Raw genomic sequence first — 25,537 nt, 5'->3', positions numbered from 1 at the left:
TCCATGATCAGCACGCGCGAGGCGTAGGAAAGCGCCTTGACTATCGCCACCACCTGGCGCTGGCCGATCGACAAGTTCGCCACCATGCTGGCGGGATCGATGGCAAGCTCTATGGCTTCGAGCCGTTTGCGGGCCTCGCTGCGCATCGCCGGCACGTCAAGGAAGCCGCCCGGCCGCATCAGTTCGCGGCCGAGGAAGAGGTTGGCCGCCACGTCGAGCGTTGGCACCAGGTCGAGCTCCTGGAAAATGGTGGCGATGCCGGCCGCCTGCGCTTCACGCGGATTGTTGAAGCGCACTGGCTTGCCGTCGATCTGGATGGTGCCCTCGTCCGGCGCATAGACACCCGACAACAGATTCATGAGGGTCGACTTGCCGGCGCCGTTTTCGCCGAGCAGCGCATGGATCTCGCCGGGTTTGAGGTCGAAGTCGACGCCACGCAGCGCCTGGACGCCGCCAAAGCGCTTGACCGCGCCGGTGACCGACAGCAGCGGCGCACTCATGCCGGCCTCGCGCAGGATTGACGGACCTGCAGCGCGGCCTGCAGCCGCACCGCCTGCGGCTCCAAACCGGTGGATGCGATGCGGGCGCAGAGCAAGGCAGCCGCCTGTCGTCCGATCTCGGTACAGGGCTGCGCGACAAGCGTCAGGCGCGGCTCGAAGCAGTCTGCCCATTCGAAATCGTCGAAGCCTGCAAGCGAAAGGTCCGCCGGGATCGAAAGGCCTCGTTCGCGGATCGCCCGCACCGCTCCGATCGTCGTCATGTTGTTGCCGGTGACCAATGCCGTAGGTGGCGAAGGCAATGACAGGATAGCGTGGGTCGATGCCGTTGCGCCCGCCGTGTCGACGTTCTCCGGCGAGACATAGTGCGGCAGGCACTCGAGTCCATTGGCGGCCAGCGACTCGCGAAAGGCGTCGATGCGTTCGCGCGTCGTCGCCAGATCCGGCTGGCCGGCGATGTAGCCGATGCGCTTGTGGCCGAAAGAGGCGACGTGATCGATCAGCGCGCGCATCGACGACTGGTTCTCGACGCCGATCTGGTCGAAGCGGTCGTCGGCGAAGCGGTCGATGAGCACGCAGGGCAGCTTCTTCTCTGCCAGATAGTCGATGGCCCGCTGCGGCGCGCCCGACGGCGCCAGGATGACGCCGTCGACCCGCCGCTGGTGGAAGGCCCGCACCACCGAAAGCTCGCGGTCGGGATCCTCCTGCGTATCAGAGAGGAAGACCATGAGGCCAAGGCGCGCGCATTCGGCCTCCACCGCGCAGATGATGTCGGTGAAATAGGGGTTGGAAATCGCCGAGATCGCCAAGCCCACACTGTTGGTCGAGGCCACTTTCAACGATCGCGCCAGCTCGTTGGGCTGATAACCCATGGCGGCGATCGCATCATTGATGAGCTGCGCCTTCTGCGGCGAGACAAAGCGGGTGCGGTTGATAACATGCGAAACGGTCGAAACCGACACGCCTGCGCGGCGCGCGACCTCAGCCATTGTCGGCATGGTGACTCAAACGGAGTGCTGGCAAGCGCTCCTCCCTGATGATGCGTTCCAGTCCGCTCTCATTGGTCTTGGCGGATTTTGGGAAACAATAGGGCCATCGAAACGTTTGCGCAATCGCTTCGATAGCCTTTTCCGGCCCAATTCTCGTCGCCCCCAAAAGATGGGCGTCTTGCAGGATCGGCCGATCATCTTCGTTTCGACTTTGCTCGATGCGCATTCGATGAAACTGACCGGGGTATCCCTTGGCGCTGTCAAGCGACGCTCTGCTGAGGCTGTCCACTCAAGGCAACATTCCCGGCCCGCCGTGCCGCGATCCTTGCCGCGCCGATAGCTCGAGGCGGTGGCGATGCCTGCACAAGCAGACGACCAACTCAACCAAACATCGGAAAATTTTCAGAAACGAATCGGGATTTTTCGGCCCCGAAATCGCAAGACCATGCGGCTGGCGAAAAAGTCCGCACTGTTCAAGGAGAAGAAAAATGAGCATGTCAAAGACCAAGGTCCTCATTGCCGGTGCCGGGCCGACCGGGCTGACGCTCGCGCTCTGGTTGACGCGACTCGGCGTGCCGGTCCGCATCTTCGACAAGGCGTCCGGTCCAGGCGAAACCTCGCGTGCGCTGGCCGTCCAGGCACGGACGCTGGAGTTCCATCGGCAGATCGGCATCGTCGAGGACGTGCTCGCCGCCGGCGTGCGGATCGAACAGCTCACCGTGCACACGCCGGCCGGCATAGCAGCCAGGTTGCCGCTCACCCGACTTCGGCCGCGGCATCAGCCCCTACCCGTTCGCTTTCGCGTTGCCGCAGGACATCCACGAGCGCGTGCTGATCACGCACCTGGAACGTGCCGGCGTCGAGGTCGAGCGCGACACGGAGCTGGTCGCCTTGGAGGACAAGGGCGATGCTGTCGTCGTTACCTTGAATAGGGACGGCCGCACTGAAACGGTCAGTGCCGCCTACCTGGCCGGTTGCGATGGCGCTCGCAGCGCCGTGCGCCACGGGCTGAACATCGGCTTTCCCGGCGGCACCTACGAACAGTCCTTCTACGTCGCCGACGTCGACGGTCGCGGCGACGTCACACGCAATGGCATGGACACTGTCATCAGCTCCTATGGCTTCGCCATCGTCATGCCGGTCCGGCAATCGGGCTCCCTGCGTCTGATCGGCATCGTGCCGAAAGCGCATGAGGCCGACGAGTCGATCACCTTCGAGACGATCCGCGCCGATGTCGAGCGTGACACCGGCGTCAAGGTTCATCTGGTCAACTGGTTCTCGACCTACCGCGTGCATCATCGAGTCGCCGAGAATTTCCGCATCGGCCGGGTGTTCCTCGCCGGCGATGCCGGCCACATCCACAGCCCGGCCGGCGGCCAGGGCATGAATACCGGCATGGGCGATGCGGTTAACCTCGCCTGGAAACTCGCTGCAGTGGTGCAGGGGCGCGCCGACCAGCGCCTGCTCGACAGCTACGAGCCGGAGCGCATCGCCTTCGCCCGCAAGCTGATCGACAGCACCGACCAGGCGTTTCGGGTCGCCACCAGCCGCTCGCGGCTGGTCGGGCTGTTCCGCCGCTACCTGATGCCGAAGATCCTGCGCATAGTGCTCGGGACGACGGTGGGATCGCGCGCGTTTTTCGGGCTGATTTCGCAGACCCGCATCCGCTACCGCGAAAGTCCGATCAGCAGCGGCAAGGCCGGTAAGATCGAGGGTGGCGACCGCCTGCCCTATATCGCCGGCACCAGGGACGACAATTTCGAGCCGCTGCGATCGCTGGATTGGCAGGTGCATGTCTATGGCGAACTCAATGCCGAGTTCCGGGCGATGCTTGCGCCCGCCGGCATCCCAATCCATGCCTTCGCTTGGTCGGACATGGCCAAGGCCGCTGGCCTGCAGCGCGACGGCGCCTATCTGGTGAGGCCGGACGGCCATGTCGCGCTGGCCTCACCGGTCCAGGAAGCAGCCTCCTTCCAGCGGTACATCGCGGGCCTCGCCATCAGGCCTCGGATCGCCGAGCGCGCTCCCTATCGCATCTCAGGCACCATGCACAGCCTGGCTTGAATCCGCCAACGCAACGGCGTGCGCTTTCGCGCGTACTGAAAAGACGTTTCATCATGACCAAAATCAGGAGAGAGAAAATGCCTATAGAATCCGTGAATAAGATCAGCCTGATCGCCACGGCGGCCGCTATTGGCCTCGCCGTAGAGATCATCGGCAGCACCTTGCCGGCGCTGTCATTCATCAGCCAGGCCGAGGCGCGTATCGGTCAGCCCTGGACGCCCCGCAGTGCCGCAGGCGTGGCGCGGCGGACCACAGCATGGCGCGTGCTGAGACACACCACGGCTTGGGTCGCCACACTGCCGACAGGCTGCGTGCGCACCAAGGTCAACGGCTTCGATGTCTGGCGTTGCGGCGGCACATACTACCGTGCCTATCAGGGCCGCTATATCGTGGTGGTCGTCGATTGACCGGCCTCGGACGTGGTCTCGCCGAGTGCGAGTCTGACGCCTTCCGCAAGGTGCTCGGCGTCGACCTTGTTCTCGAATGGCACGCCGCGCAGCGCGTAGTCGATCGGCGAAAACGGATCGCCCGGCTCGATGAGGGCGATCTGCCGCCGCGCCCGCTCCATGTCGCCTATCTGGGCATAGCAGGCCGCCAGCCTGGTGCGTATCCAGGGCGCGGGACGCGTGGCTAACTCCAGCGCCTCCGCCGCCTGCCGGTATTCCCCCATCATGTAGAGTGCCAGAGCCCTGTCAAACTGGTACCAGTGCGGGTGCAAGGGATCGATGCGGATGCCGCGCGCCAGCCACGTCAGCGCATCCAGCGGCCGGCCGCGCATGGTGAGCAGCATGCCCATCTGCTCGATGCAGTCGGCATCGTAGGGATTGAGCTGCAGCGCGATGCGCATGTGATGCTCGGCCGCTTCATGGTCGCGCATATACAGCCTGATCAATGACTGCACACGGTGGCCGGTCGGCTGGTCCGGCGACAATGCCAGGCCCTTGTCGGCGAGATCGCGCGCATTTTCCAGCACTGCGTCGCTGGCGCGCCCGAATTCTCCATCCAGCGCCCGCGTCAGAGCGAGATAAGTGTAGGCCAGTCCATAGTTCGGATCCTTGGCGATTGCCGCCTCGAACAGAGCCTCCGCACCTTTCTGGTCGGTCTGGGCCGGGTCGCGCAACAGCGCAAAGCCGCGCAAAGCCAGTTCATAGGCGGCAAGGCTGGTGACCGGCTTGCGCGATGCCTGTTGCAGCCCTGCATTGGTGACCCGCGTAACCAGCCTGCCGACGATCTGCTCGACGACCTCCTGCTCGATGGCGAACAGGCCTGTGCCCTGCGACTGGTAGCGGTCGCCCCAGAGTTGGCTCGCAGTCGCGATATCGATCAGGTTCACGGCCGTTATCACTTGCTCGCCTTGGCGTCGCAGCGATCCTTCGACAAGATAATCGGCGCCGATGCGGGCGCGGATTTGAGACCACTCGTCGCGTCCGAAGGAGGCGAACGAAAAACTCGAATTGCGGGCGAGCACCGTGACCGTCCCAAAGCGCGCCAGGCCGTTGATGATATCCTCGGCAAAGCCGTCGACCACCGCCTCGTCGGCCGGATCACCGCTGTCGTTGCGAAAGCGTATCACGGCCACGACCGGTTGCGCCCCGATCTCCGGCGCGGTCTCGGCTTCAGCGGCGAGCATATAGCCGCGCTTGGATACAGTACGCACCATATCGTCGCCGAGCACCTTGCGGATTTCGCGGATCGACTGGGTCAGCGAATCCTCGGTGACGTAGACACCCGGCCATACGACATCCATCAGTTCCGATTTCGGAACGACGCGGCCCATGTTGCGGGCAAGGTGCGAAAGCAGCGCGTAGGCCTTCGGGCGCAGGAACAGCGGCTCGTTGACGCCACGCAACGTTCCCCTGTCTAGGTCGAGAGTGTATCCGCCGAACCGGAAAAGCTGACCGGCAGTCGCCGTCGTCATTGGGACCCCTCCCCGGACACTGCACATCATGCCGCGTCGAACCCACATCAACGCGGCACGGGATTTGGTGCATTATTGCCCAGTGCGCAATTTCAATCAAACTGGCCGCTTGGAGAGACAGCAAGATGATCTGGCCAACGCGGGAAGGAACTCGATGAATCCGACGGAAAAAGCGCTGTGGTTCGTCGAGAGCCATCTGCCCGAGGCGGTCTCGCTCGACGATATCGCCCAAAGCAGTGGCGTGTCGCGCTTTCATGTGACGCGGGCTTTCGGGGCCGCCACCGGCCGCTCGGTGATGGGCTACATGCGCGCACGCCGGCTGACCGAAGCGGCGCGCAAGCTGGCCCGCGGGGCGCCCGACATCCTCTCGCTCGCGCTCGACGCCGGCTACAACTCGCATGAGGCTTTCACCCGCGCCTTCCGCGACCAGTTCGGCACCACGCCGGAACTGGTGCGCGCGCGAGGCACGCTCGACAACCTCGATCTCGTGGAGCCGATCCTGATGGACCAGTCCTTCCTTGCCCACCTCGAACCACCGCGCTTCGAAACCAGCCGGCCGTTCCTGATCGCCGGCCTCGGCGAACGCTACAGCTGCGAATCGAGCGCCGCCATTCCCATGCAGTGGCAACGTTTCGGTCCCTATATCGGCAACATTCCGGGCGAGACCAGCGACGTCGCCTACGGCGTCTGCGTCAACGGCGACGATGCCGGCAATTTCGACTACATCGCCGGCGTCGAAGTGTCGGATTTTTCCGACCTGCCGAAGGAGCTCAGCCGGGTGCGCGTGCCAGCGCACAAATATGCCGTCTTTGCCCATCGCGAGCACATCTCGACCATCCGCCGGACCGTCAACACGATCTGGAACAAATGGCTGCCGGCCTCCGGTCACGAGATCGCGGATGCTCCCGAATTCGAGCGCTACGGCCCCGAATTCGATCCGCGCAGCGGCAATGGCGGGCTGGAGATCTGGATACCGATCAAAGCGTAGTCAGGATTACATCATCGGCAGTGCCGGCCAGCGATCGGTTATCCTGCCACCGGAGAACACCGCGATCGATCCGAACTGCTGCAGCACCGCCTCGCTCTGCGTCGGGCGCAGGAAGGCGTAGTCGCTAGGCCCTGCGGTCGCGTCAGCCGGCAGACCCATGAATTGCTGGTTCGAGGAGAGGCCGAGCAGGCTGTTCGTCTTCATGCCTTCGGGAAAGGCCGGCTCGGCCATCCACTTGCCGCCATAGAGATAGCAGCCCTTGCGTGGAAAGCGGCCGAGCGCCTGCAGCAGGCGGGTGACGGCCGGCGGGCCGGGCAGCTTCGGCTCTACCACTTTCAGGATCGGCGTCGCGATAAAGGCCGCCGGCTGGAAGCCTTCGAGGCCGGGCGTATCGAAATCGCTCGGCAGCACAAAGGCCGAGCCCATCGACACCTCGTTGGCAGCGCTGCGATGGTGTRGCAGCGCGGTCTTGCTGCCGCCGATGTTGAGGATGCGGCGCTGGTCGGCGCCGAGGCACGCGACGAAGGCGGTGGCCCGTTCCGAAGCTTTCGCCAACGCCTTGGCCGGCCCGCCGAACAGGCCGGGGATGAGCGGCGCATGCGCCTCGTAAGCCATGACGCCTTCGCAATGCAGCCGTTGGTGAGCCGGCAGCGCGCCTAATGCTTTCGATAAGGCCTCCGGGCTGGCAAAGCCGCCGCGATGCAGCCCGACATCGATCTCGAAGGCGATGCGCAGCTCGACGCCGAGTTCGTCCGCGAGTGCGCCATACTCGGCCAGCCTCTCCTGGGTATCGATCAGCCAGCAGACACGCGACCAGTCGGCGTCCCCTTTCACCAGTGCCGCCCTTGCCGCTTCGACCGGCATCGGCTTGCCATAGAGCAGATCGGCATCTGGAAATGCCTTCAACACCGCTCCGCTGATCGGCGGATGGAAAGTCATGAATCGATTGGTGMCTAGAGCCTTGCCGATGTGTGACAGCAGCGGCAGGCAAGCGAGCGACTTGTCGACCAGCCGCACGGCAAGGCCGGCGTCAAGCCTCTCTTTCACCAGGACAATGTTGCGGTCCAGCCGATCGCGATCAAGCAGCAGACAGGGCTGGAAGATACCGGCTTGCTTCAACGCGTCCGAAAGAGCGACGAAATAGGCGCTCATTGGTCGATGCCGAACAGGCCGGCCATGTATGGCGAGATGAGTCGGTTTTGCGGGTCGATGTCGCGGCGGACCGCCATGGCGTCGTCCCAGCGCGGATAGAGCTTTTTCAAGTCCGCCGCCTTCAGGCTGTGCATCTTGCCCCAATGCGGCCTGCCGCCATACTTGCGGAAGATCGGCTCGGCCGCCCTCATGAACGGCAGCGGATCGCTTGCCGCGTCATGGTGGATGGCGATCGAGCAGGTCAGCCTGTTGTGGAATGGCGAAAGCCAAAACTGATCCGGTGCGACGGAGCGAACTTCCATCGGGAAATAGACCTCGGAAAAACGCTGTTCCGTCAGTTCGATGATCTCGGCCAGCGCCTTCGGCCCCTCCTCGAACGGCAGATGATATTCCATCTCGTTGAACTTGGTCTGCCGGTCGCTGGCATAGACGTTGAGCCAGTCCTGCACATAATCCTCGGCAGGCACTTTCGCGACGGCGCCGCGGATCAGCCGGCGGCGGAGCGACGGCAGCCAGGCGAGCCCGGTGCGCAGCCGGCGCAGCGTCCTCAACCCGCCCTCGTCATCCTCGGTCGGGCGCGTGGTGGTCGCCGCGGTGCTGAAATCGCTGGCGATGAACTGCGCATAGCCGGAAAACGGAATGTAGTAGAATTCGGCCGAACGATGCGCGGCCATCATCGTTTCGAAATCGCGCAGCATGTCGGCGATCGGCAGCACCCATTTGCGGCGGCGCAGCCGGTAGGTCGCAATGTTGTTCAGCGTCACCTCGGTCATCACGCCGAAGGCGCCAAGTGCGACGCCGGCCGCATGGATCATCTCCTGATCCCCTGCCCGCTTRAAGTCGCGGAGTTTGCCAAGCCCGTCGACGATCTGCACTGTTTCAAGCTGCGTGTGGTAGGCGCCGAGCGTCGGTCCAGAGCCATGCGTGGCGGTGCCGAGCGCGCCACCGATCGCCTGGCGGTCGATGTCGCCCATATTGGGCAGGCCCTGGCCGATGCCTTGCAGGATGTGCATGAGCGGGCCGAGCCGGGTCCCTGCCCGCACGCGTGCCTGATGCTTTTCGGCGTTGTGCGAGACCAGCCCTTCCAGTCTCTCCAAGGACAGGATCGTGCCCTCGGATTTTACCAGCGGCGTAAAGGAATGGCCGGCTCCGACGACGCGGACCGGACCGGGTGCGGTGCGAACGAGATCACCGAGTTCGCCGGCGTCAGTTGGGGTGGCAATCAGCTGCGGTTCAGCGCTGACGTAGCCGGACCAGTTGCTCCAGGTGTTCGACATGTTGCCTCCTCAGGCAACGGCGCGGCGACGCCGCGACACGAGGATGAACAGGCCGAGCAGCGCCGCGCTGGCAATGGCGCTGGTGGCGGCGAATTCCGGCACCGGGCGAAAATCCTTGCCGTCGATGAGCAGCGACGCCGCGACCGGCCCTATCGCCAGGCCAAAAAGCTGCGCCGCCGGCACCAGCAGCACGGCGGTGCGCGTCTCATCGGCGGTGATCGCCAGCCGGATCTGGTAAGGCACGATGAACAAGAGGATGAAGCCCATGATCAAGGCGGCAACCCAGAATGTGATGAGGTCAGGTCCGCTGGCGAGGACCAGGGAGCTGACAAACGCGACGGCACCGATCGCCGCAATGGCAAGGCGGTAGTCGATGCGCGCCTCGAACACGGTCGCCGTCATCGCACCCAGGACCTGAACCGCGAGGCTGGCCGAGACGATCAGGCCAACGGTGCGGCCATCGATGCCGTATTGTGCGCCAAGCGGCTCCAGAAAGGCCCACACCGCGCCGAAGAACATGAAGTAGCAGAAGACCGACAGCAGGGCGGTCATCGAAGGGACCGTCAGCACATTGGCCAGATTCTCTTCCTTGGGCAGATCGGCATAGTCAGTGGGAACGGTGAAGGCGACCGCCAGCGAGGCAACGCAGACGATGGCGAGAACGATGAAGCCGCCCGCCGACCCGGCTGCCGGGATGACATAGAGCGCCAGCAGCAGGGCAAGCGCGCATTGCGCCAGCGTTTGCATGGTGACGAAATAGCCACCGATGCGCTCGGCCCGCCGTGAGCGGGCAATGAGTTCGGTGGCGACCGCCACCAGGCCGCCCTCGGCCAGCCCGGCCAGGGCGCGAACCGCAATCAGCATGTTGGCGCCGGCGGCATAGGCCGTCCAAACATTCGCCATCGCCAGCAGGAGCAGAAGGGCCGCACTTTTCCAGCGCATGTTGTGGGCCGAAAGCAGCATCGCCACGATTGCCGAGCCGATAGCAATGGCGATCATCTCGGCGGTGGCGACCAGCGCCAGCTCATCGCCGCTGACATGGCCCTCGGTGAAAAGGGCGCCGAGCAGCACCGGCTGCAGTCCGAGGATGAGCAGGCCGACCGAACCGATCCACAGCGCCGAGGCAAGCTGCCGGCCGGTCGGATTGCCGACCAGCCAGTCGCCGCTTCCGGTGTGCCCGGTATCTGTCGAAGTCAAAGGCGTCTCCCAACGTCCTTGCCGTGCGGCAAAAAAACTGACAACCTGTCAGCATTTCAGAAACTGATACTTGATCATATTTTTTGTCAATCAGAATTTGGAAACTCGTGCGAAAGACCCGTGCATGATGGAAGCAACGCGAACGGCCACCGAACCCAGGCGCAAACCCAAGCAGGAGCGCAGCCGCGAGCGCATTGACGCGATCCTGTCGACAACCATGCGGCTGATCGGCGAAAAGGGCATCGACGCCGTGACAATGAAGGAGGTCGGCATGCTGGCGGGCGGACCGATCGCCACCGTCTACCATTACTTCCCCAACAAGTCGGCGATCCTGGCAATGCTCTACGAGCGGTTTTCCGAGGTCAGCCGCACGCGGCTGACAGCGATCATCAGCGACATCCGCGAGGCCAAGGACGTGATCGTGGCGGCCGACCGGCTGCTTGACGACTATCACAGCCGTGTCGCCGGCGATCCGGCCATCCAGGATTTGCAGAACGCCATCCAAGCCGACAAGGCGCTCAAGAATCTCGACATCGCCGAAACCCGGCATCAAGCCAAGATGTTCTGCGACCGCGTCAGTCCCCTGCTCGCCCCCGAGAAGCGCGAGCAGTTCGAACGCATCGTTCTGCTGATCTTCCAGCTAGCCGGTGGTGTGGTGCGCCTGGCACTTGCCGAGGGCGAAGCGGAAAGTCGGCAAACCATCGAGGATTACCGGTCGATCATCCACACTCAGTTGCGGCTCTTTCTCTAGCCGCCGCCTCATGCGAATTTCGCGTGTTTCGACAGCGTGTCGCGCCTTGACTCTGGCAGGCCGGCGGCCTATTTCAGCGCCACGTTAGCACTCGCCATTGGTGAGTGCTAACCATATGTCCGGCGTCGCCGGACGGAGGAACTGTTCTCACCGTTCTCATCGAGGAAGAAAAAATGGCAAAGTCGAAGTTCCGCCCGCTTCATGACCGCGTGGTCGTTCGCCGGGTCGAATCCGAATCCAAGACCGCCGGCGGGATCATCATCCCCGATACGGCAAAGGAAAAGCCGCAGGAAGGCGAGATCATCGCTGTCGGCTCCGGCGCTCGTGACGAAGCCGGCAAGCTTGTCCCGCTGGACGTCAAGGCCGGCGACCGCATCCTGTTCGGCAAGTGGTCGGGCACCGAAGTCAAGCTCAATGGCGAAGACCTTCTGATCATGAAGGAATCCGACATCATGGGCATCATCGGCTGATATCAGCACTTTCCGTCAACTGAATTCCCGGGCTCAATCCAAGCCCTTGCCAGGAGTTAAAAATGGCTGCCAAAGACGTAAAATTCTCCCGTGATGCCCGCGAGCGCATGCTGCGCGGCGTCAACATCCTCGCCGACGCGGTGAAGGTCACTCTCGGCCCCAAGGGCCGCAACGTCGTCATCGACAAGTCGTTCGGCGCCCCGCGCATCACTAAGGACGGCGTCACCGTCGCCAAGGAAATCGAGCTCGAGGACAAGTTCGAAAACATGGGCGCGCAGATGGTCCGCGAAGTTGCTTCGAAGACCAACGACATCGCCGGCGACGGCACCACGACCGCGACCGTTCTGGCGCAGTCGATCGTCCAGGAAGGCCACAAGTCGGTTGCCGCCGGCATGAACCCGATGGACCTGAAGCGCGGCATCGATCTGGCCGTGACCGAAGTCGTCGCGGCGCTCGGCAAGGCTGCCAAGAAGATCAAGACCTCCGAGGAAGTTGCTCAGGTCGGCACGATCTCGGCCAATGGCGACGAGTCGGTCGGCAAGATGATCGCGGAAGCGATGCAGAAGGTCGGCAACGAGGGCGTCATCACGGTCGAGGAAGCCAAGACCGCCGAGACCGAACTCGAAGTCGTCGAAGGCATGCAGTTCGACCGCGGCTACCTCAGCCCCTACTTCGTCACCAACGCCGACAAGATGGTTGCCGAGCTCGAGGACGTCTACATCCTCCTGCACGAGAAGAAGCTCTCCAACCTTCAGGCCATGCTGCCGGTTCTCGAAGCCGTCGTGCAGACCTCGAAGCCACTGCTCATCATCTCGGAAGACGTCGAAGGCGAGGCTCTGGCCACGCTGGTCGTCAACAAGCTGCGTGGCGGCCTGAAGATCGCCGCCGTCAAGGCGCCGGGCTTCGGTGATCGCCGCAAGGCCATGCTGGAAGACATCGCCATCCTCACCGGTGGCCAGGTCATTTCGGAAGACCTCGGCATCAAGCTCGAGAACGTCGGCCTCAACATGCTCGGCCGCGCCAAGAAGGTGTCGATCTCCAAGGAGAACACCACCATCGTCGACGGCGCCGGCAAGAAGGCCGAGATCCAGGGCCGCGTCGCCCAGATCAAGCAGCAGATCGAAGAGACCACCTCGGACTACGACAAGGAGAAGCTGCAGGAACGTCTCGCGAAGCTCGCGGGCGGCGTTGCGGTGATCCGCGTCGGCGGTGCGACGGAAGTCGAAGTCAAGGAAAAGAAGGATCGCGTCGATGACGCCCTCAACGCGACCCGCGCGGCCGTGGAAGAAGGCATCGTTGCAGGCGGCGGCGTCGCCCTGCTGCGCGCTTCGGCCAACATCAAGGCCACCGGCGCCAATGCCGACCAGGCCGCTGGCATCAACATCGTTCGTCGTGCACTGCAGGCTCCGGCCCGCCAGATCGCGGCCAACGCCGGTGCGGAAGCATCGATCGTTGCCGGCAAGATCCTCGAGAACAAGGGCGCGACCTTCGGCTACAACGCCCAGACCGGCGAGTATGGCGACATGATCGCCATGGGTATCGTCGATCCGGTCAAGGTCGTGCGTACGGCTCTCCAGGACGCGGCCTCGGTCGCCGGCCTGCTCGTCACCACCGAAGCCATGATCGCGGAGGCTCCGAAGAAGGAGTCGGCTGGCGGCGGCATGCCTGGCGGCATGGGCGGCGGCGGCATGGGCGGCATGGGCGGCATGGACTTCTAAGAAGTCCATAAAGCACGCCCATGAATCCAAGTTGCTCAAGCCCGCAAGCGGGCTTGAGTGGCGGCATGGACTTCTAATCCAGCCCCTATCAACCTTCAGATACGGAAAGGGCGCCGAAAGGCGCCCTTTCTGTTTGCGTGTACCTTAAATCGTCGCGCCTTGACCGGCCCTCAGACCGCGGCATCCGCGCGTCGCCGTGCCTCTCCAGCCAGCACCGCGCCTTCAATCAGTGCCGCGACTTCGTCGGCGACCGCCTGCAACGGGGCGCGGTCGCGGGTGGCGCGCGCGATCACCATCAGCCCTTCCAGCGACGATTCGACCAGCAGCGCCAAAGCATGCGCGCGGCGCTCGGGCACCCCTGCCCTGACGAAGGCCTCTCGCAGCAAGCCGATCCATTGCTCGAAGGCCGATCTGCACAATTCGGCCAGCTCCGGCACATCGACCGGTGAATCCAACACCACGGGTGCGATCGGGCAGCCGAGCGTGAATTGGTTCTCCTCGAGCATGTGTCCGACCTCCTGGTAGATATGGTGGACGGCCACTGCCGGATCCTGCTCGGCGGCCAATGCCGCGCCCAGCCTTTGCGTCACCTTGTCGACGCTGTCACGCGTCACCTCGATGACCAGTTGGTCCTTGCCGCCGGGAAAGTGGAAGTAGAGCGAGCCGCGCGGCGCACCGCTGGCGCTCAAAATGTCATTGAGCGAGGTGCCGTGATAGCCACGCTGCCTGAGCAGCAGCGCTGTCGTCTCGAGTATGCGGGTGCGGGTGTCGTTGGCCATGTCAACCTCTGTCAGTAGCAATCATTATAGGCCTTGCATCAAATATGACAATCGGTCTACATAATATGTAGATCAGTCTACATATTATGGGAAAAGCAGACATGCACGCCTATCGTCTTGAAGGATCCGGCGGGACGGAATGCCTGGTGATGCGCGACGAAGCGCGCCCGGAGCCGAAACCGGATGAGATCGTCGTGCGCGTTCGCGCCACCTCGCTCAACCGACGCGACACGATGATCCTCAACGGCACCTATCCGCTGACGCCGCGCCAGGGCGTCGTTCCCCTGAGCGACGGGGCTGGCGAGATCGTCGCCATCGGCGATGCCGTCACCCGCTTTGCCGTTGGCGATCGCGTCACCGGCAGTTATTTCGCCCGCTGGATCGACGGCCGCATCAACGCCGGCCTCATCGACCAGCTCGGCTGCACGCTTGACGGCATGCTGGCCGAGTATGCCGTTCTCGACGAGCAATGGGCCGTGCGCCTGCCAGATCATCTCGACTGGCATGAAGCAGCAACGCTGACCTGCGCCGGCCTGACCGCCTGGAATGCGGTGACCGCCGCCGGAATTCCGAAGCCTGGCCAGTGGGTTCTGGTCATAGGCTCGGGCGGCGTCTCGCTGTTTGCGCTACAGTTCGCCAAGCTGCTCGGCTGCCGCGTCGTCGCCGTCACCTCACGTGGCGAGAAGGCCGAGAGGCTGCGGATGCTGGGCGCCGACCTTGTGATCTCGACTTCGGAGATGCCCGAATGGGGTGCGACTGTCCGCGACCAGACAGGCGGCATCGACCTCGTTGTCGAAACCGGCGGCCCGGCGACATTCGCGCAATCGCTGATCGCCAGCACGCTCTACGGGCACATCGTGCTGCTGACGCTGCAGGACCAGCAAGGCAGGTCAATCGAGATGCCGGCAGCGCTCTACCAGCGTAGCCTCGCCACCATCAGCCGCCTGTTCGTCGGCAGCCGGACCAATCTCGAAGCCATGCTGCGCGCTGTCTCACATCACCGGCTGCGGCCCGTCATCGACAAGGTCTTTGCCTTCACCGAAGCCGGTGATGCGTACCGCTATTTCCAGCAGGGCGACGTCTTCGGAAAAGTGGTCGTCGACGGCGCCTGACCCATCCATTTCTCGGAACCAAGGAGTGCAGACAATGACAATTCGTGAAGCTTCGGCCGAGTGGCAAGGCACGCTGAAGGAAGGCTCAGGACGGCTACGGCTCGGCAGCGGTGTGTTCGAAGGCGCTTATTCCTTTCCGTCGCGTTTCGAAAACGGTCCGGGCACGAACCCGGAGGAACTGATCGCGGCAGCGCATGCCGGCTGCTTCTCGATGGCTTTGAGCGCCATACTGGGCGGCGCCAAGTACATCCCGACAAGCATCAACACGATCGCAAAGGTGCATCTCGGCGCAACCGCTGCCGGGCCGACGATCACCCGCATCGAAATTGAGACCCAAGCCGAGATCCCGGGCATTGCCCCGGACGAATTCCAGAACCTTGCGGAAACGGCGAAAGCGGCATGCCTTGTGTCGCGCGCCCTGGCCGGCGTGGCAACCATCACGCTGAAAGCCGAGCTCGTCGCGACCGCCGCCACGCAACAATGAAATCAGGAGGATGATATGAAACAGGACAGCATCGTGACCGTTCATCCGGACGAACAGTCCAGGCAGACAGCTGAAATCATGCAGCGCTTCAACGACGTGTTCCAGCTTCATGATCCGTCGGCACTGCCAGGCCTGGTCGCCGAACACTGCGTGATCGAAAACACTGTGCCGGCACCGGACGGCGCCCGTCATGTCGGTCGGGAGGCGTGCGTCCAGCTGTGGTCGACGATCGCCACCCAGCCCGGCACGCGATTCGACCTCGAGGAGACATTCATTGCGGGCGAACGGGCGACGATCCGTTGGCGCTATTGGCTCGCCGATGGCAACTCCATCCGCGGCGTCAATCTGATGCACGTCGAGGGCGGGCTGATCGTCGAAGCGATGGGGTACGTCAAGGGATAGCCGCCCTTGGCCACTCGGCGCTAGCGATCTGCCAACGCCAGTTTTGCGCCGAGCATGACAAAGGCGCCGGCGAAGGTCCGGCGCATCCAGGTCAGCACCATCGGCCGCGACACGACATGGCTGCGGATCGAGGCGGCGAAGATGCCGTAGCCGACGAAAACAACGAAGGTCAAAAGCATGAAGACGGAGCTGAGCTCCAGCATCTTCGACAGCGCATTGGGTTCGGTGGTGCTGACGAATTGCGGCAGGAAGGCGAAGAAGAAGATCGACAGTTTCGGATTGAGCACGTTGACGAGGACGCCGGTCGCAATCACCTTGCCGGCCGAGCGCGGCGTCACATCCTGCTCGACGCTCAGGCCACCCTTCTCCTTCAGCGTGTTCCAGGCCATATAGAGCAGATAGGCGACGCCGAGATATTTCAGCGTCTCGAAGGCAACCGCGCTGGTGTGCAGCAGCGCCGCAAGGCCGGTGATGGCGGCCGCCATGTGCGGAATGATGCCGAGCGTACAGCCGAAGGCGGCGATGATCGAGGCGCGCGCGCCACGCGAAAGGCCGGCGCTCAGCGTGTAGAGAACACCGGTGCCGGGCGAAGCCACGACGATCAGCGACGTCAACAGAAATTCGATGCTCACGGTGGTTTCCTCCGGCGCCCTGCCCTGTCGCAGCGTAGCCAGCAAGGAGGTTACACACAAGCCGCCGGTAGTCGGCGCCGGTGTGTGTCGTCCAAAAGCGCGCAGCGGTTTTGCGACAACCTGCGCGAAAAAAGGACTTTAAGACGTCGGTAATCCGTGCGCGCGGCGCGCCATCAGGCAATCGTCGTCGCCCGGCATGCAGGCGCGGCAGACATCCGGGCGAACTTCGTAGATCCCGCAAGCGGTCGACTTGCCGATCTCGCCGGAGAGCGCTGAGCAGCGCACACCGTCGCAGCGCATGCCGGACAAGTTGGCCGCCACATATTTTTCCGGGATGCGGTCGAGCTGGGCGTCATCCTCGGTGGAAAAGCGCGGCCACTCCGCCGAATAGGAACAGCAGGCGCCGCAGCTCTGGCAGTCGAAGACAGGGCCGGTGCTGCGTTGCGACGACGAAAGACTTGCAGCGGCCGCGAAGGCGAACAGTCCCGGCTCGGCAGGGTTGTGATCGGCGTCTTGCGGCAAGGTGTTATTTCTTCTTGCCTGTCTTGCCCTTTGGCGCATCCACCGGCGACTTGAACAGATCGGTCGCGGCTTCGCCGGCTTTCGGCGCCGCAACCGGCTTGGCCGGTTTTGCAGCAGCTGGCGTTGCAGGCTGGTCCTTGGCGGAGAATTTTATGGCCATGTCAGTCCTCGTCGGCGAAACGCGATGATAGAGCGCGCGGATTGCGCAAGCGGCCGATCAGCGCCGAAACCGCCGTGATGTTCATTTCCTCGGGCGACCAGTTCTTCACCGCCTCGATGTGGTGGGGCGCCAGTTCGCGATGCGTGCTGCCGCTGTAGGCGGCATCCTGATAAGTCACCCGCTCATGCGTCTTGGTGTCTTCGCGGACATACTCGATTAGGTAGTTCGGGCACTCAGCCCGGCCACGCACGCCGACGCGCACCTGGGCGTCGCCATGGGCACGCTTGCAGCGTTCGAGTTTTTCCAGCACGCGCCGGACATATTCGACCGGCTTGTCGAGGCCTTCGACCATGTCGGCAATGGTCGCATCGGTCGCGATCGGAGTAGGCGGGACGCGCTTGGTGGCCATCAGCGTTTTCCGACTCGTTTCGGCAAAGCGGCGAGAGCCGCGGCCGCGGCCATCTCATCGGCCTCCTTCTCCAGGCGCTGTTCGCGTAGCCGCGCGGTCTTGGCTTCCCGCGCCTCGCTGACGGCATCGCGCTCGGAAATGATGCGGTTGAGTGACATCGACTGGGTCTGCGTCTTGCTGAACAGGGACACGGCCTGATCAGGGGCTGTCTTCGAATTGGCGGTCAAAATCTTTCTCCTGTCAGGAGCTGGTGCAAACATGGCGAGACCGGGTCTTCGGTCAGGACCACGCGCAAAGCAATACGGCAGCGGACTCAAATTGCTGGAGCGTCCCTTAGCACGTTCAGGCCGACGCGCAGTGCACTTTCGGCGGCAAGACGCGCAAAATGAAAAAGGCCAGGCACCGCCTGACCTCCCCATGAGAGCGCCGCGCATCCAGTGACATCCAGAAGGATGCACAGGTGACATCCAGAAGGATGCACCAGGGATGCAAGGCAACGCCCTTCACATGCGCATGCCGTAGAAACTCAAGTCTCCGCGGCCAAGCGCCCGAATTCGCCATTCACCGGTGCCAGTACATCCGTGGTCACCGGGAAGGCTGAATTCTGTTTTCAGGCCGCCTTCAACTGGTCGGCGGACATCTTGCCCGACTTGTTGTCGCGGACCATCTCGTAGCCGAGCTTCTGGCCCTCGACGATGTCGCGCATGCCGGCGCGCTCTACGGCCGAGATGTGGACAAAAACGTCGGCCGAGCCGTCGTCAGGCTGAATAAAACCAAAACCCTTGGTGGCGTTGAACCATTTAACTGTGCCGGTGCTCATGACGAACCCTTTCCATGGCAAATATTCGTTAATCGCGGTGCGAATGCACAACGATTTTTGTCTCGATTTTTGATGGGGAAGTTCGTCAAAGGCGCGCATGCGTGCGCGGATAACAAAAGTCGGTCAAACAAATATCGACGAAATTCTTGTAGGCTTCTTTTTGCCCCGTGTCAATTTCTGGTTTAGCCGCCACCGAGATCAGGCGCAAAGTTGTCCGGCGAGAAGGAAACGAAACGCCGCCGCTCCAAAAAACCGCAACCTACCGGGAACCAGATCGGCGCCGGTGCATTTTAGGTGTGTCGTCAGCAGTTCATGAGAGCAATCGAAGGAAAGGTTGACGGCAAAAGACGCCTCCCGCGCGATAAAAGGCGCGAGGGGCGTTTTTGTTTTTGCCTCACATCACGGCGGTCATCATCGGCAGGATCTCGTATCGAAAGCCCAACCCGGAACGAACCGTCGGGTCCGCCTCGGTCAGCGCCCGGACGGCGGCCTCATCGACGGCACGCACGATACCGAGCCCCCAGGGACCGGCAGGATCTGCGACCGGCCCAAACAGGATGACACCCCCCTCACCCAATTTGCCGCGCAGATAATCCGAGTGCTGCTTCATCAGTGTTTTTTCTGCATCGGTCAGGGTGAAGGCAAAGTCGGGCCGGGGCGGGATCAGCCGGCAGTGGAACACGCCTTGCGGCTTGCTGCCGGCTTCATCGGTGAGGAAAGTGGTCAGCCAGCCGAGCACGCGCTCCCAGCCGGAGCCGTGATCGCGGCATGCGCCTTGACGGACGCCAAACCCTTCATGACGTAAGGTCAGCCGCGTTCCGGCACCCACCGCCTCGAGCATGTAGGTCACGGTGGTGACGTTGTCGCCGTCCCATGGCGCTTTCCACGTCAGCACCAGAAGGTGCGGCGGCTCCACCCTGAGATACTCGCCCTGGACATGAAAGTCCTGGCCGTCGGCCCCCTTGCCTTCCGATCGCCACGCCCCGCCCGGCCGCAAGTCGGCGGTATGTCTCGTCGTCCGGTAAAGTTCGTCCGACCCCCACCAGAGCGGTATCTGGTCGTCCGCCGTCAACGCGCGAAACACTCGCTCGGGCGGCACCGCGATCGTTACCGTGGCGAGAATCGTGCCCGCCGACACATCGGCGATGGCGCGCGGTCTGTCGTTGTTGGCCATCATTCATTCTCCAGGTAGGATTTCAGGTTGCCGAGGCTCGCTTGCCAGAAATCGCGATATGGCAAGATCCAGTCGGCCACGTCCTTCAACTCCGCCGGTTCCAGCCGGTAGAGCCGCTCGCGGCCATACTTCTGTTCGGAGACGACCCGCAGCTCGCGCAGGACCCTGAGATGCTTGGAGATCGCTGGCCGGCTCTGCGAAAAGGCCGAGGCGAGTTCGTTGACCGGCGCCGGTCCCTGCCGCAAGCGGTCGAGGATCGCGCGCCGAGTCGGATCGGCAATTGCGCGGAAAACGGAACGGTCGGGGTCAGCCTGCGGCATAATACGTATCCATTTGGTTACGTATTATGCCGAATTGCCCTTCCGGTCAATTCCCGCCGCGGCCGATTCCGGACGCATGTGGAGCCTGCCTCACTCCAAGCCAGACACGCCTGGCGTTGCCGCCGACATCCGCGAGGGACAGACAGGCGCCCCTCAGCCGCATCGCCTGAAACCATATTTTGCGGTTGCGAGGCTCGAACCCGCGTGCCAGGTCAGTCCTGTTCGTGCGGACCGGGCTCGGGCCAGGTTTCCTTGGCGGCCTCCGCGTACCAGTGACGCATTGCTGGCGTTGAAAGCACCGCATCGACATAGGCTCTGGTGTCGGGCGCCAGCGTGCCGCCATAAGTGTCGAAGCGCGTGACGATCGGCGCATACATGGCGTCAGCCGCGGTGAAGTGGCCGAACAGGAACGGGCCGCCCTTGCCGTGTCCTTCCCGGCACTCGCGCCACAGGGCCTCGATGCGCTCCCGCTGCGCCTCGCCCTCGGCGTCGAGCGGCTTGTGGCCTTTCGGGCGACGCAAATTCATCGGCCAGCCATAGCGGACCTCGCGAAAACCGGAATGCATTTCGGTCGCCACGGAGCGCGCCAGCGCACGGGCGCCGATATCGGCCGGCCAGAGATTTTTCTCAGGAAACAGGTCGGCAAGATATTCAAGGATGGCAAGAGTTTCCCAGATGATCCTGCCATTGTGATTCAAGACCGGCACCAGCCCGGTCGGCGAAATCTTGCCGAGATTGGCAGCGGTCTCGGGCGTGCGCAGCCGCACAAACCCTTCCTCGAAGGGAACCTCCAGATGCTTCATCGCCACCCAGGGCCGAAGCGACCATGATGAGAAGCACTTGTTGCCGATATAGAGTGTGAATTCAGCCATTTTTCTCCCCGCGCGCACGGTTGTCCTGAAGTCCTTTAGCCTGCCAGCCTTACCGCCGAAAGCGGTTGCGCAACTTTGATCCGCGGCTGGGGAAGCTTGGAACCTAACCGATGCCGGTTCGTTAGCCTCCGCGGACGAATTCCCCGAATTCAAACTCCCAGGAGATGCGGAAAATGGTGAACAAGGATCAGGTCGCGGGCATGGCCAAGCAGGTCAAGGGCTCGGTCAAGGAAGCTGCCGGCAAGGCGACCGGCAACAGGCAGACCCAAGCCGAAGGCACGGCCGACAGGATCGCCGGCAAGGTGCAGAAGGCCTATGGCGACGTGAAGGACAAGGTCAAGAAGGCGCTCTGATCCCCATCGGGTATCGCTTTTGTCCGGGAAGGGCGGCCGCCAGGGCCGCCTTTTTCATGTGCTCCAGTCCTTGCTGAAGGCGTTGGTGAAGGCGACCTCGCCATGATCACCGGTCGCCTCGCCCAGTACCACGTCCATGGCGTCGCTAGTCACCCTGGCCAGCGCGAAGCCACCCATATAGGCAGCCTTCGGCTTGATGAGGTCGAGCCCGTCGCCGCGGTAGATCAGCGGTATGTCGTGCTTGTGGCCGTGGAAAATGGCGACGACATTGTAGCCCTTCAGCGCCGCCAGCAGGGCCTGCCGGTCGGCCTCGCTCCACCAGTGCGGCGCGCCGGCACCGTCATCGTCATACGTCCTTTTGGCGGCATCCCACCGTTCTATCGAGAAGGTGTCCCAGCCATAGTGCTGGAACAGGATGACCGGGCGGCCATCCGCAGCGTAGGTGGCCAGATCCTGCTTCAGCCATGGCAGGCCGCTGTCGGCGCCGTGGCCGGTGTCGCCGGCGAAGCGATGCGTCTGCACGAGATGCAGGCCGCCCCAGTCCCAGGAATAACAATCGGTGTCGACGTCGTAGTCGGTGGCCGGTACCGGCGGCTTGAAGAATACGCCGGCGCGATGATTGACCTCGACATAGTCGCGCATTTCGCGCCGGTACCAGTCGACATGGTGCGGCGGGCCGTTCTGGTCGAGATCGTGGTTGCCGAGCCCGACATAGACAGGCACATGCACGCGATCGGAACCGACGCCTTGCTGGTAGCGCTGGCTGAATTGGAGCAGTTGGGTGCCCTCGCTCGGTTGGGTGATCTGGCCGCCGCCATCGTCGGTGATGTCGCCGCCGACGACGAGGCCAAGCGGCGTGCCGATACGGCTGCCGGCGGAACGCAGACCGGTGGCGACGCCGTTGATCTCGGCCGGCCAATCCTTGTCGCCGAGGGCGTTCAGCGCTGCGATGTTGCGCAGCAGCGCGGCGTCGGTCTTGCCTTCCTTTTGGCAGTTGGGGCTCAAGCCGCTCGCCATGCGACAGGCATGGACATCTGCGATGAACAGGAAGGTGGCGTCGATCGGCTGGACGCGCTGCCCGGTCTGGCTGCGTGCCGGGCACGACATCACGCCGGCCGCGGCCAAACCCGCGGCCTGGGCCAGAAAGCTGCGTCGAGAAAACAAACCAGGCGAGCGGCGATTCATCATGAGGTGAATTTCAGCATGGAGAGCGGCCGGCCGTCCAGTTCAACGCGCGGCATCGCGATAGCAGCGTGAATGAGCAGGCTCGATCACGTTTCGGGATCATTTCCTAGGCCTCACCCAGCGCCGGCAGGCAGTCGCGCAGCACACCCGCATCCTGCGCCGTCTTGGCCATCGACATGGCGCCGGAATAGGTGGCTACGGCAAGTGTCGCAAAGCGCTTCGGGTCGGTGCCTTGCTCCCTGCCCGCCTGTTGGTCGACCCTGACCTTGTCGGCGATCGCCTGGCGCCATGCCGAAAAGATATGGGCAAGTGCCGCCCTGAAATCCGGATCGGCGAGCGACAGTTCATGCGCCAGATTGTTGAGCGGGCAGCCGCGCATGAAACCCTGTTGTTCCAGTTCCGCCGCCACGGCCTCGAACACCGCGCGCACGCCCTCGCGTGCCGAAGCCGCCGCCCGCACCGGCGCGATCCATGTCGCTTCGACCGCTGCCGCCACACGCTCGTCGATCACCGCCAGTGCCAGCGCCTTCTTGGTCGGAAAATGGTGATGCAGCGCGCCGCCGCTGACACCCGCCGCCGCCATCAGGTCGCCGAGGCTGGAGGCATGATAGCCGCGCGCCTGAAACGCCGCCTCCGCGACATCGAGCACCTTGTTGCGCATGCCTTCGGGGTCGTTGACGCGTTTTCGCGACCGAAGCCTCGGTCGCGTTGTGATCTCTGCTGACATTGCCGAACAATAGCATGTTGACAAAACAGGACAACCGGTCTGTTTATAAACAGGACAATCACCCTGTTTTTGGAGACTGACGGATGAACCTGCCCCTGAATGCCACGCCGCAACCCGCGGTGCTCGCCTCGCCTGTGGTCGAGCTGCGGCAGTACACGCTGAAGCCCGGCAAGCGTGACACGCTCATCGACATCTTCGACGGCAGGCTGATCGAGGGCCAGGAGGACGTCGGGATGACCATCATCGGCCAGTTCCGGGATCTCGATCGTCCGGATATGTTCGTCTGGATGCGCGGCTTCGACGGCATGGACGCGCGCAAGGATGCCCTAACCGCCTTCTATGGCGGGCCGGTCTGGGCGGCGCATAGCAATGCGGCCAACGCGACAATGATCGATTCCGACGATGTGTTGCTGCTCAAGCCGGCATGGCCAGGCGCCGGTTTTGATCTCTCTGGCACACTGCGGGCAGGCTTGACCGCCGACAAAAAATCAAGCCGGAACAAGCCCCTGTCGGCCATTGTTGTGATCCGGATTCATCATTTGCGGCCAGGCGCCGAGGGCATTTTTGCCAGTCGCTTCGAGACCAAAATGGTGCCGCAGATGATCGCACCCGGCGCACGCGTGCTCGCCGCGTTCGTAACCGAGCATGCCGAAAACAGCTTTCCGCGCCTGCCGGTACGGGCCAGCGAAAACGTCTTCATCGGCGTCATGGGATTCGACAGCCCGGAAACACACGCCCGCTATGAGGCCAAATTTGCCGGCTCACCTGCATGGCAGGCGTTTTGGCAAGCTGCCCAGCAGGATCTGACCAGACCAACCGAGACTTTGCGTCTGTCCCCGACCTCGCGTTCGCGGCTTGGGTAGCGGTCCGCTTGATCAGGGATAGYGATGGTGCCTAAGCCCGGCAGGACGTGCCACCGGCACGCGCATTGTTCGGGCACTAATCGAACCCGAAACTCTTACCGATGGCGTTGGCAACAAAGGCCGGATCCTCCCAATGAGGATTGTGGCCACACTCCTCGGCGTGCACGAGGCTTGCCCCAATAAGGGCATCCAACAGCGCCCGCTGATGCGCCTGGCCGAACAGCGGGTCGTGCTCGCCGGCGATGATCAGCGTTCGAGCCTGCACGGCTCGCGCCAGGTCACTCAGATCGGTGCGGCGAATTTCCTTCAAGGTCGCTTGCCAGCGCGACACCGGCATCTCCGAGGCGTCTTTCGCCAGGCCTGCGAGAAAGGGCTCGGGCACGCCAGGCCGGCAGGCATGCCACCAGGCATAGAACGGGTCTGCCGGCGATATCGGGTCACGCAGAGACTGAACGCCCATGACCAGTGGATGGTTCTGCGCCAGGTCGGGCTTCAACGTGCCGGCCAATAGCACCAGCCCGCCGATGAGCTCGTTATGCCGCGCGGCCAACGCGATAGCCACCATGGCGCCCAGCGAATGGCCGACGAGCACCGGCCGGTCAAGCTGCAAGTGGACGATCAATCCGGCAATGTCACTTGCGAAATCGGCGATGCGGCAACCTGCGCCAGTTTGCGACCCGCCGTGGCCGCGCAGATCCGGCATGATCAGCCGACGTCCGGCCAGATGCGGCGTCAGGAGCGAAAAGCTGCGGCTTGTGTCGGTGAAGCCGTGCACCAACAGCAGCGCCGGCTCGGCGCCGGCGATCTCGACATAGGCGATGTCGAGATCGCCGCTATTGATGAATTGCTTGCGGCCAGCCCAGCCGTCCTGTTCCGCCCAGCCATTCGGAAAGGCATCAAATGCTGCCGGTCTCACAGGCCAAGCTTTTCCTTGACCGCGGCAAGGCCGGGCTTGCCGTCGAATGTGGTGACCCCGGCAAGCCAGGTGTCCAGACGATCCTTGTTCAGCTTGATCGCCTTCAGCCCCGCCTCTTCCGGCTTCATGCCGTCATTGATCAGGTACCCCATGCCGACATTTTCAAAATCGATGTCAAAGGTGAGGTTTTTCAACAATTGCCCGGCATTTGGGCACTGTTGCAGATAGCCCTTTCGCACTTGCGTGGTCAYCGTCGCGGCACCGAGGTTGGGGCCATAAAATTTGTCGCCGCCGGTGAGATATTTGAAATCGTACATCGTGTTCATCGGATGCGGCGCCCAGCCCTGGAAGACGATGAACTGCTTTTCCTTGATCTCATAGCCGACCTCCGACAGCATGCCGGCTTCACTCGACTCGACGACCTGCCAGCCGTCTAGGCCAAGCGAGGGATCGGCAATGGCATCCATCATCAGCTGGTTCGAGCCGGGCTCGATGCCGTACATTTTCTTGCCGAACTTGTCGGCGAACTTGTGCAGGTCGGCAAAATCCTTGACGCCGGCGTCCCAGACGTAGGTCGGCACGGCGAAGGTGTATTTGGCGCCTTCCAGATTGACGCGCACGTCTTCGACCGAGCCATCCTTCTTGTAGGGCTCGTAATAGGTGACCATGGCCGGATTCCAATAGCCGAGGAACAGGTCGAGATCGTTGTTCTTCATGCCTTCATAGATGACGTTGATGCCTAGCACCGAGCTCTGTGGCTGGTAGCCGAGTGCACCCAGCAGGACA

Annotated in this window: 33 protein-coding genes; 12 read left to right on the top strand and 21 right to left on the bottom strand. The window is 63.1% G+C overall.

The window, feature by feature from the left end; genetic code table 11:
* The 3 genes from ACXJ7R_RS03950 to ACXJ7R_RS03940 form a co-directional block, all read right to left on the bottom strand.
* On the bottom strand, window positions 1–500 hold a 500-nt coding region (locus ACXJ7R_RS03950), incomplete at its 3' end, for an ATP-binding cassette domain-containing protein (protein WP_457150677.1).
* On the bottom strand, window positions 497–1,495 hold the full coding sequence (locus ACXJ7R_RS03945) for a LacI family DNA-binding transcriptional regulator (protein WP_457150676.1): 999 nt from the start codon (window positions 1,493–1,495) through the stop codon (window positions 497–499). The genes ACXJ7R_RS03945 and ACXJ7R_RS03950, both read right to left, overlap by 4 nt.
* On the bottom strand, window positions 1,479–1,775 hold the full coding sequence (locus ACXJ7R_RS03940; RefSeq protein ID WP_457150675.1) for a hypothetical protein: 297 nt from the start codon (window positions 1,773–1,775) through the stop codon (window positions 1,479–1,481). Before ACXJ7R_RS03940 ends, ACXJ7R_RS03945 begins: the two co-directional genes overlap by 17 nt.
* Window positions 1,776–1,974: 199 nt before the next feature.
* Here ACXJ7R_RS03940 and ACXJ7R_RS03935 point away from each other — a divergent pair, with 199 nt between their 5' ends.
* The 3 genes from ACXJ7R_RS03935 (at window position 1,975) to ACXJ7R_RS03925 (ending at window position 3,957) form a co-directional block, all read left to right on the top strand.
* Entirely contained in the window at window positions 1,975–2,418 is a 444-nt protein-coding gene (locus ACXJ7R_RS03935) for an FAD-dependent oxidoreductase (RefSeq protein WP_457150674.1), read from the top strand.
* Window positions 2,315–3,550, top strand: coding sequence for an FAD-dependent monooxygenase (locus ACXJ7R_RS03930; RefSeq protein ID WP_457150673.1), 1,236 nt, complete (start codon window positions 2,315–2,317; stop codon window positions 3,548–3,550). Before ACXJ7R_RS03935 ends, ACXJ7R_RS03930 begins: the two co-directional genes overlap by 104 nt.
* A gap of 77 nt (window positions 3,551–3,627) precedes the next feature.
* Window positions 3,628–3,957 carry a hypothetical protein gene (locus ACXJ7R_RS03925; RefSeq protein ID WP_457150672.1) on the top strand — a complete coding sequence of 110 codons (330 nt, stop codon included), beginning with the start codon at window positions 3,628–3,630 and terminating at the stop codon, window positions 3,955–3,957.
* Here ACXJ7R_RS03925 and ACXJ7R_RS03920 read toward each other — a convergent pair.
* Window positions 3,933–5,468 (bottom strand): winged helix-turn-helix domain-containing tetratricopeptide repeat protein, encoded by a 1,536-nt coding sequence (locus tag ACXJ7R_RS03920; protein WP_457150671.1) that lies wholly within the window; start codon window positions 5,466–5,468, stop codon window positions 3,933–3,935. The genes ACXJ7R_RS03925 and ACXJ7R_RS03920 overlap by 25 nt on opposite strands.
* Window positions 5,469–5,622: 154 nt before the next feature.
* Here ACXJ7R_RS03920 and ACXJ7R_RS03915 point away from each other — a divergent pair, with 154 nt between their 5' ends.
* Window positions 5,623–6,456: a GyrI-like domain-containing protein gene (locus tag ACXJ7R_RS03915; RefSeq protein ID WP_457150670.1), complete on the top strand. Its 834-nt coding sequence runs from the start codon at window positions 5,623–5,625 to the stop codon at window positions 6,454–6,456.
* A 6-nt stretch (window positions 6,457–6,462) separates the two neighbouring features.
* Here ACXJ7R_RS03915 and ACXJ7R_RS03910 read toward each other — a convergent pair whose 3' ends face one another.
* From ACXJ7R_RS03910 to ACXJ7R_RS03900, 3 genes are read right to left on the bottom strand one after another with little or no spacing between them, the layout of a single operon-like run.
* Entirely contained in the window at window positions 6,463–7,608 is a 1,146-nt protein-coding gene (locus tag ACXJ7R_RS03910) for an alanine racemase (protein ID WP_457150669.1), read from the bottom strand.
* Window positions 7,605–8,885: a D-arabinono-1,4-lactone oxidase gene (locus ACXJ7R_RS03905; RefSeq protein WP_457150668.1), complete on the bottom strand. Its 1,281-nt coding sequence runs from the start codon at window positions 8,883–8,885 to the stop codon at window positions 7,605–7,607. The genes ACXJ7R_RS03910 and ACXJ7R_RS03905 overlap by 4 nt, the downstream gene beginning before the upstream one ends.
* A 9-nt stretch (window positions 8,886–8,894) precedes the next feature.
* Complete coding sequence (locus ACXJ7R_RS03900) at window positions 8,895–10,082, bottom strand: MFS transporter (RefSeq protein ID WP_457150667.1); 1,188 nt, start codon at window positions 10,080–10,082, stop codon at window positions 8,895–8,897.
* Window positions 10,083–10,206: 124 nt separating this feature from the next.
* On the opposite strand from ACXJ7R_RS03900, the gene ACXJ7R_RS03895 reads away from it, so the two are divergent.
* The 3 genes from ACXJ7R_RS03895 to groL all read left to right on the top strand — a co-directional run bounded on the left by ACXJ7R_RS03895 (window position 10,207) and on the right by groL (window position 13,021).
* The gene (locus ACXJ7R_RS03895; protein WP_095086073.1) at window positions 10,207–10,833 is read left to right on the top strand and encodes a TetR/AcrR family transcriptional regulator; all 627 of its coding nucleotides are present in this window, start codon (window positions 10,207–10,209) and stop codon (window positions 10,831–10,833) included.
* A gap of 173 nt (window positions 10,834–11,006) precedes the next feature.
* Window positions 11,007–11,303, top strand: a complete 297-nt coding sequence (gene groES, locus ACXJ7R_RS03890) for a co-chaperone GroES (RefSeq protein ID WP_006203049.1) — start codon at window positions 11,007–11,009, stop codon at window positions 11,301–11,303.
* Between the two features lie 62 nt (window positions 11,304–11,365).
* Window positions 11,366–13,021: a chaperonin GroEL gene (groL, locus tag ACXJ7R_RS03885; protein ID WP_095086076.1), complete on the top strand. Its 1,656-nt coding sequence runs from the start codon at window positions 11,366–11,368 to the stop codon at window positions 13,019–13,021.
* Window positions 13,022–13,191: 170 nt separating this feature from the next.
* Here groL and ACXJ7R_RS03880 read toward each other — a convergent pair whose 3' ends face one another.
* On the bottom strand, window positions 13,192–13,800 hold the full coding sequence (locus tag ACXJ7R_RS03880) for a TetR/AcrR family transcriptional regulator (RefSeq protein WP_457150666.1): 609 nt from the start codon (window positions 13,798–13,800) through the stop codon (window positions 13,192–13,194).
* Between the two features lie 101 nt (window positions 13,801–13,901).
* Between ACXJ7R_RS03880 and ACXJ7R_RS03875 the strand changes: the two genes are divergently transcribed.
* From ACXJ7R_RS03875 to ACXJ7R_RS03865, 3 genes are read left to right on the top strand one after another with little or no spacing between them, the layout of a single operon-like run.
* Window positions 13,902–14,912: a zinc-dependent alcohol dehydrogenase family protein gene (locus ACXJ7R_RS03875; RefSeq protein ID WP_457150665.1), complete on the top strand. Its 1,011-nt coding sequence runs from the start codon at window positions 13,902–13,904 to the stop codon at window positions 14,910–14,912.
* 34 nt (window positions 14,913–14,946) lie between these two features.
* Window positions 14,947–15,396: an OsmC family protein gene (locus ACXJ7R_RS03870; RefSeq protein WP_457150664.1), complete on the top strand. Its 450-nt coding sequence runs from the start codon at window positions 14,947–14,949 to the stop codon at window positions 15,394–15,396.
* Between the two features lie 15 nt (window positions 15,397–15,411).
* On the top strand, window positions 15,412–15,798 hold the full coding sequence (locus ACXJ7R_RS03865; RefSeq protein ID WP_457150663.1) for a nuclear transport factor 2 family protein: 387 nt from the start codon (window positions 15,412–15,414) through the stop codon (window positions 15,796–15,798).
* Window positions 15,799–15,818: 20 nt separating this feature from the next.
* On the opposite strand, the gene ACXJ7R_RS03860 is transcribed toward ACXJ7R_RS03865, so the two are convergent.
* The 9 genes from ACXJ7R_RS03860 to ACXJ7R_RS03820 all read right to left on the bottom strand — a co-directional run bounded on the left by ACXJ7R_RS03860 (window position 15,819) and on the right by ACXJ7R_RS03820 (window position 20,707).
* Window positions 15,819–16,430 (bottom strand): LysE family translocator, encoded by a 612-nt coding sequence (locus ACXJ7R_RS03860; RefSeq protein WP_457150662.1) that lies wholly within the window; start codon window positions 16,428–16,430, stop codon window positions 15,819–15,821.
* A 138-nt stretch (window positions 16,431–16,568) separates the two neighbouring features.
* Complete coding sequence (locus ACXJ7R_RS03855; protein WP_457150661.1) at window positions 16,569–16,952, bottom strand: YkgJ family cysteine cluster protein; 384 nt, start codon at window positions 16,950–16,952, stop codon at window positions 16,569–16,571.
* A 4-nt stretch (window positions 16,953–16,956) separates the two neighbouring features.
* Window positions 16,957–17,112, bottom strand: coding sequence for a hypothetical protein (locus ACXJ7R_RS03850; protein ID WP_457150660.1), 156 nt, complete (start codon window positions 17,110–17,112; stop codon window positions 16,957–16,959).
* Between the two features lies 1 nt (window position 17,113).
* Entirely contained in the window at window positions 17,114–17,521 is a 408-nt protein-coding gene (locus ACXJ7R_RS03845) for a hypothetical protein (RefSeq protein ID WP_457150659.1), read from the bottom strand.
* Entirely contained in the window at window positions 17,521–17,748 is a 228-nt protein-coding gene (locus tag ACXJ7R_RS03840) for a hypothetical protein (protein WP_095086096.1), read from the bottom strand. Before ACXJ7R_RS03840 ends, ACXJ7R_RS03845 begins: the two co-directional genes overlap by 1 nt.
* Window positions 17,749–18,131: 383 nt before the next feature.
* Complete coding sequence (locus ACXJ7R_RS03835) at window positions 18,132–18,341, bottom strand: cold-shock protein (protein WP_010915421.1); 210 nt, start codon at window positions 18,339–18,341, stop codon at window positions 18,132–18,134.
* 394 nt (window positions 18,342–18,735) lie between these two features.
* Window positions 18,736–19,518 (bottom strand): SRPBCC domain-containing protein, encoded by a 783-nt coding sequence (locus ACXJ7R_RS03830; protein ID WP_457150658.1) that lies wholly within the window; start codon window positions 19,516–19,518, stop codon window positions 18,736–18,738.
* The gene (locus ACXJ7R_RS03825) at window positions 19,515–19,835 is read right to left on the bottom strand and encodes an ArsR/SmtB family transcription factor (protein ID WP_095086102.1); all 321 of its coding nucleotides are present in this window, start codon (window positions 19,833–19,835) and stop codon (window positions 19,515–19,517) included. Before ACXJ7R_RS03825 ends, ACXJ7R_RS03830 begins: the two co-directional genes overlap by 4 nt.
* A 212-nt stretch (window positions 19,836–20,047) precedes the next feature.
* Window positions 20,048–20,707 (bottom strand): glutathione S-transferase family protein, encoded by a 660-nt coding sequence (locus tag ACXJ7R_RS03820; RefSeq protein ID WP_457150657.1) that lies wholly within the window; start codon window positions 20,705–20,707, stop codon window positions 20,048–20,050.
* Window positions 20,708–20,871: 164 nt separating this feature from the next.
* Here ACXJ7R_RS03820 and ACXJ7R_RS03815 point away from each other — a divergent pair, with 164 nt between their 5' ends.
* Window positions 20,872–21,060 (top strand): CsbD family protein, encoded by a 189-nt coding sequence (locus tag ACXJ7R_RS03815; protein WP_457150656.1) that lies wholly within the window; start codon window positions 20,872–20,874, stop codon window positions 21,058–21,060.
* A gap of 54 nt (window positions 21,061–21,114) precedes the next feature.
* Here the strand turns inward: ACXJ7R_RS03815 and ACXJ7R_RS03810 are convergent, their stop codons facing one another.
* Both ACXJ7R_RS03810 and ACXJ7R_RS03805 read right to left on the bottom strand, forming a co-directional pair.
* Window positions 21,115–22,248 carry a metallophosphoesterase gene (locus tag ACXJ7R_RS03810; protein WP_457150655.1) on the bottom strand — a complete coding sequence of 378 codons (1,134 nt, stop codon included), beginning with the start codon at window positions 22,246–22,248 and terminating at the stop codon, window positions 21,115–21,117.
* 103 nt (window positions 22,249–22,351) lie between these two features.
* Window positions 22,352–22,906: a TetR/AcrR family transcriptional regulator gene (locus tag ACXJ7R_RS03805; RefSeq protein ID WP_457150654.1), complete on the bottom strand. Its 555-nt coding sequence runs from the start codon at window positions 22,904–22,906 to the stop codon at window positions 22,352–22,354.
* A gap of 149 nt (window positions 22,907–23,055) precedes the next feature.
* On the opposite strand from ACXJ7R_RS03805, the gene ACXJ7R_RS03800 reads away from it, so the two are divergent.
* Complete coding sequence (locus tag ACXJ7R_RS03800) at window positions 23,056–23,835, top strand: NIPSNAP family protein (RefSeq protein WP_457150653.1); 780 nt, start codon at window positions 23,056–23,058, stop codon at window positions 23,833–23,835.
* Between the two features lie 76 nt (window positions 23,836–23,911).
* Here the strand turns inward: ACXJ7R_RS03800 and ACXJ7R_RS03795 are convergent, their stop codons facing one another.
* The gene (locus ACXJ7R_RS03795; protein ID WP_457150652.1) at window positions 23,912–24,751 is read right to left on the bottom strand and encodes an alpha/beta fold hydrolase; all 840 of its coding nucleotides are present in this window, start codon (window positions 24,749–24,751) and stop codon (window positions 23,912–23,914) included.
* A partial coding sequence (locus ACXJ7R_RS03790) for a glycine betaine ABC transporter substrate-binding protein (protein WP_457150651.1) occupies window positions 24,748–25,537 on the bottom strand: 790 nt, incomplete at its 5' end. The genes ACXJ7R_RS03795 and ACXJ7R_RS03790, both read right to left, overlap by 4 nt.

The organism is Mesorhizobium sp. P5_C1 (genome assembly GCF_054049815.1).
Note: the sequence above shows the minus strand (reverse complement) of the source record. Positions and strands in the feature narration are given on the sequence as shown.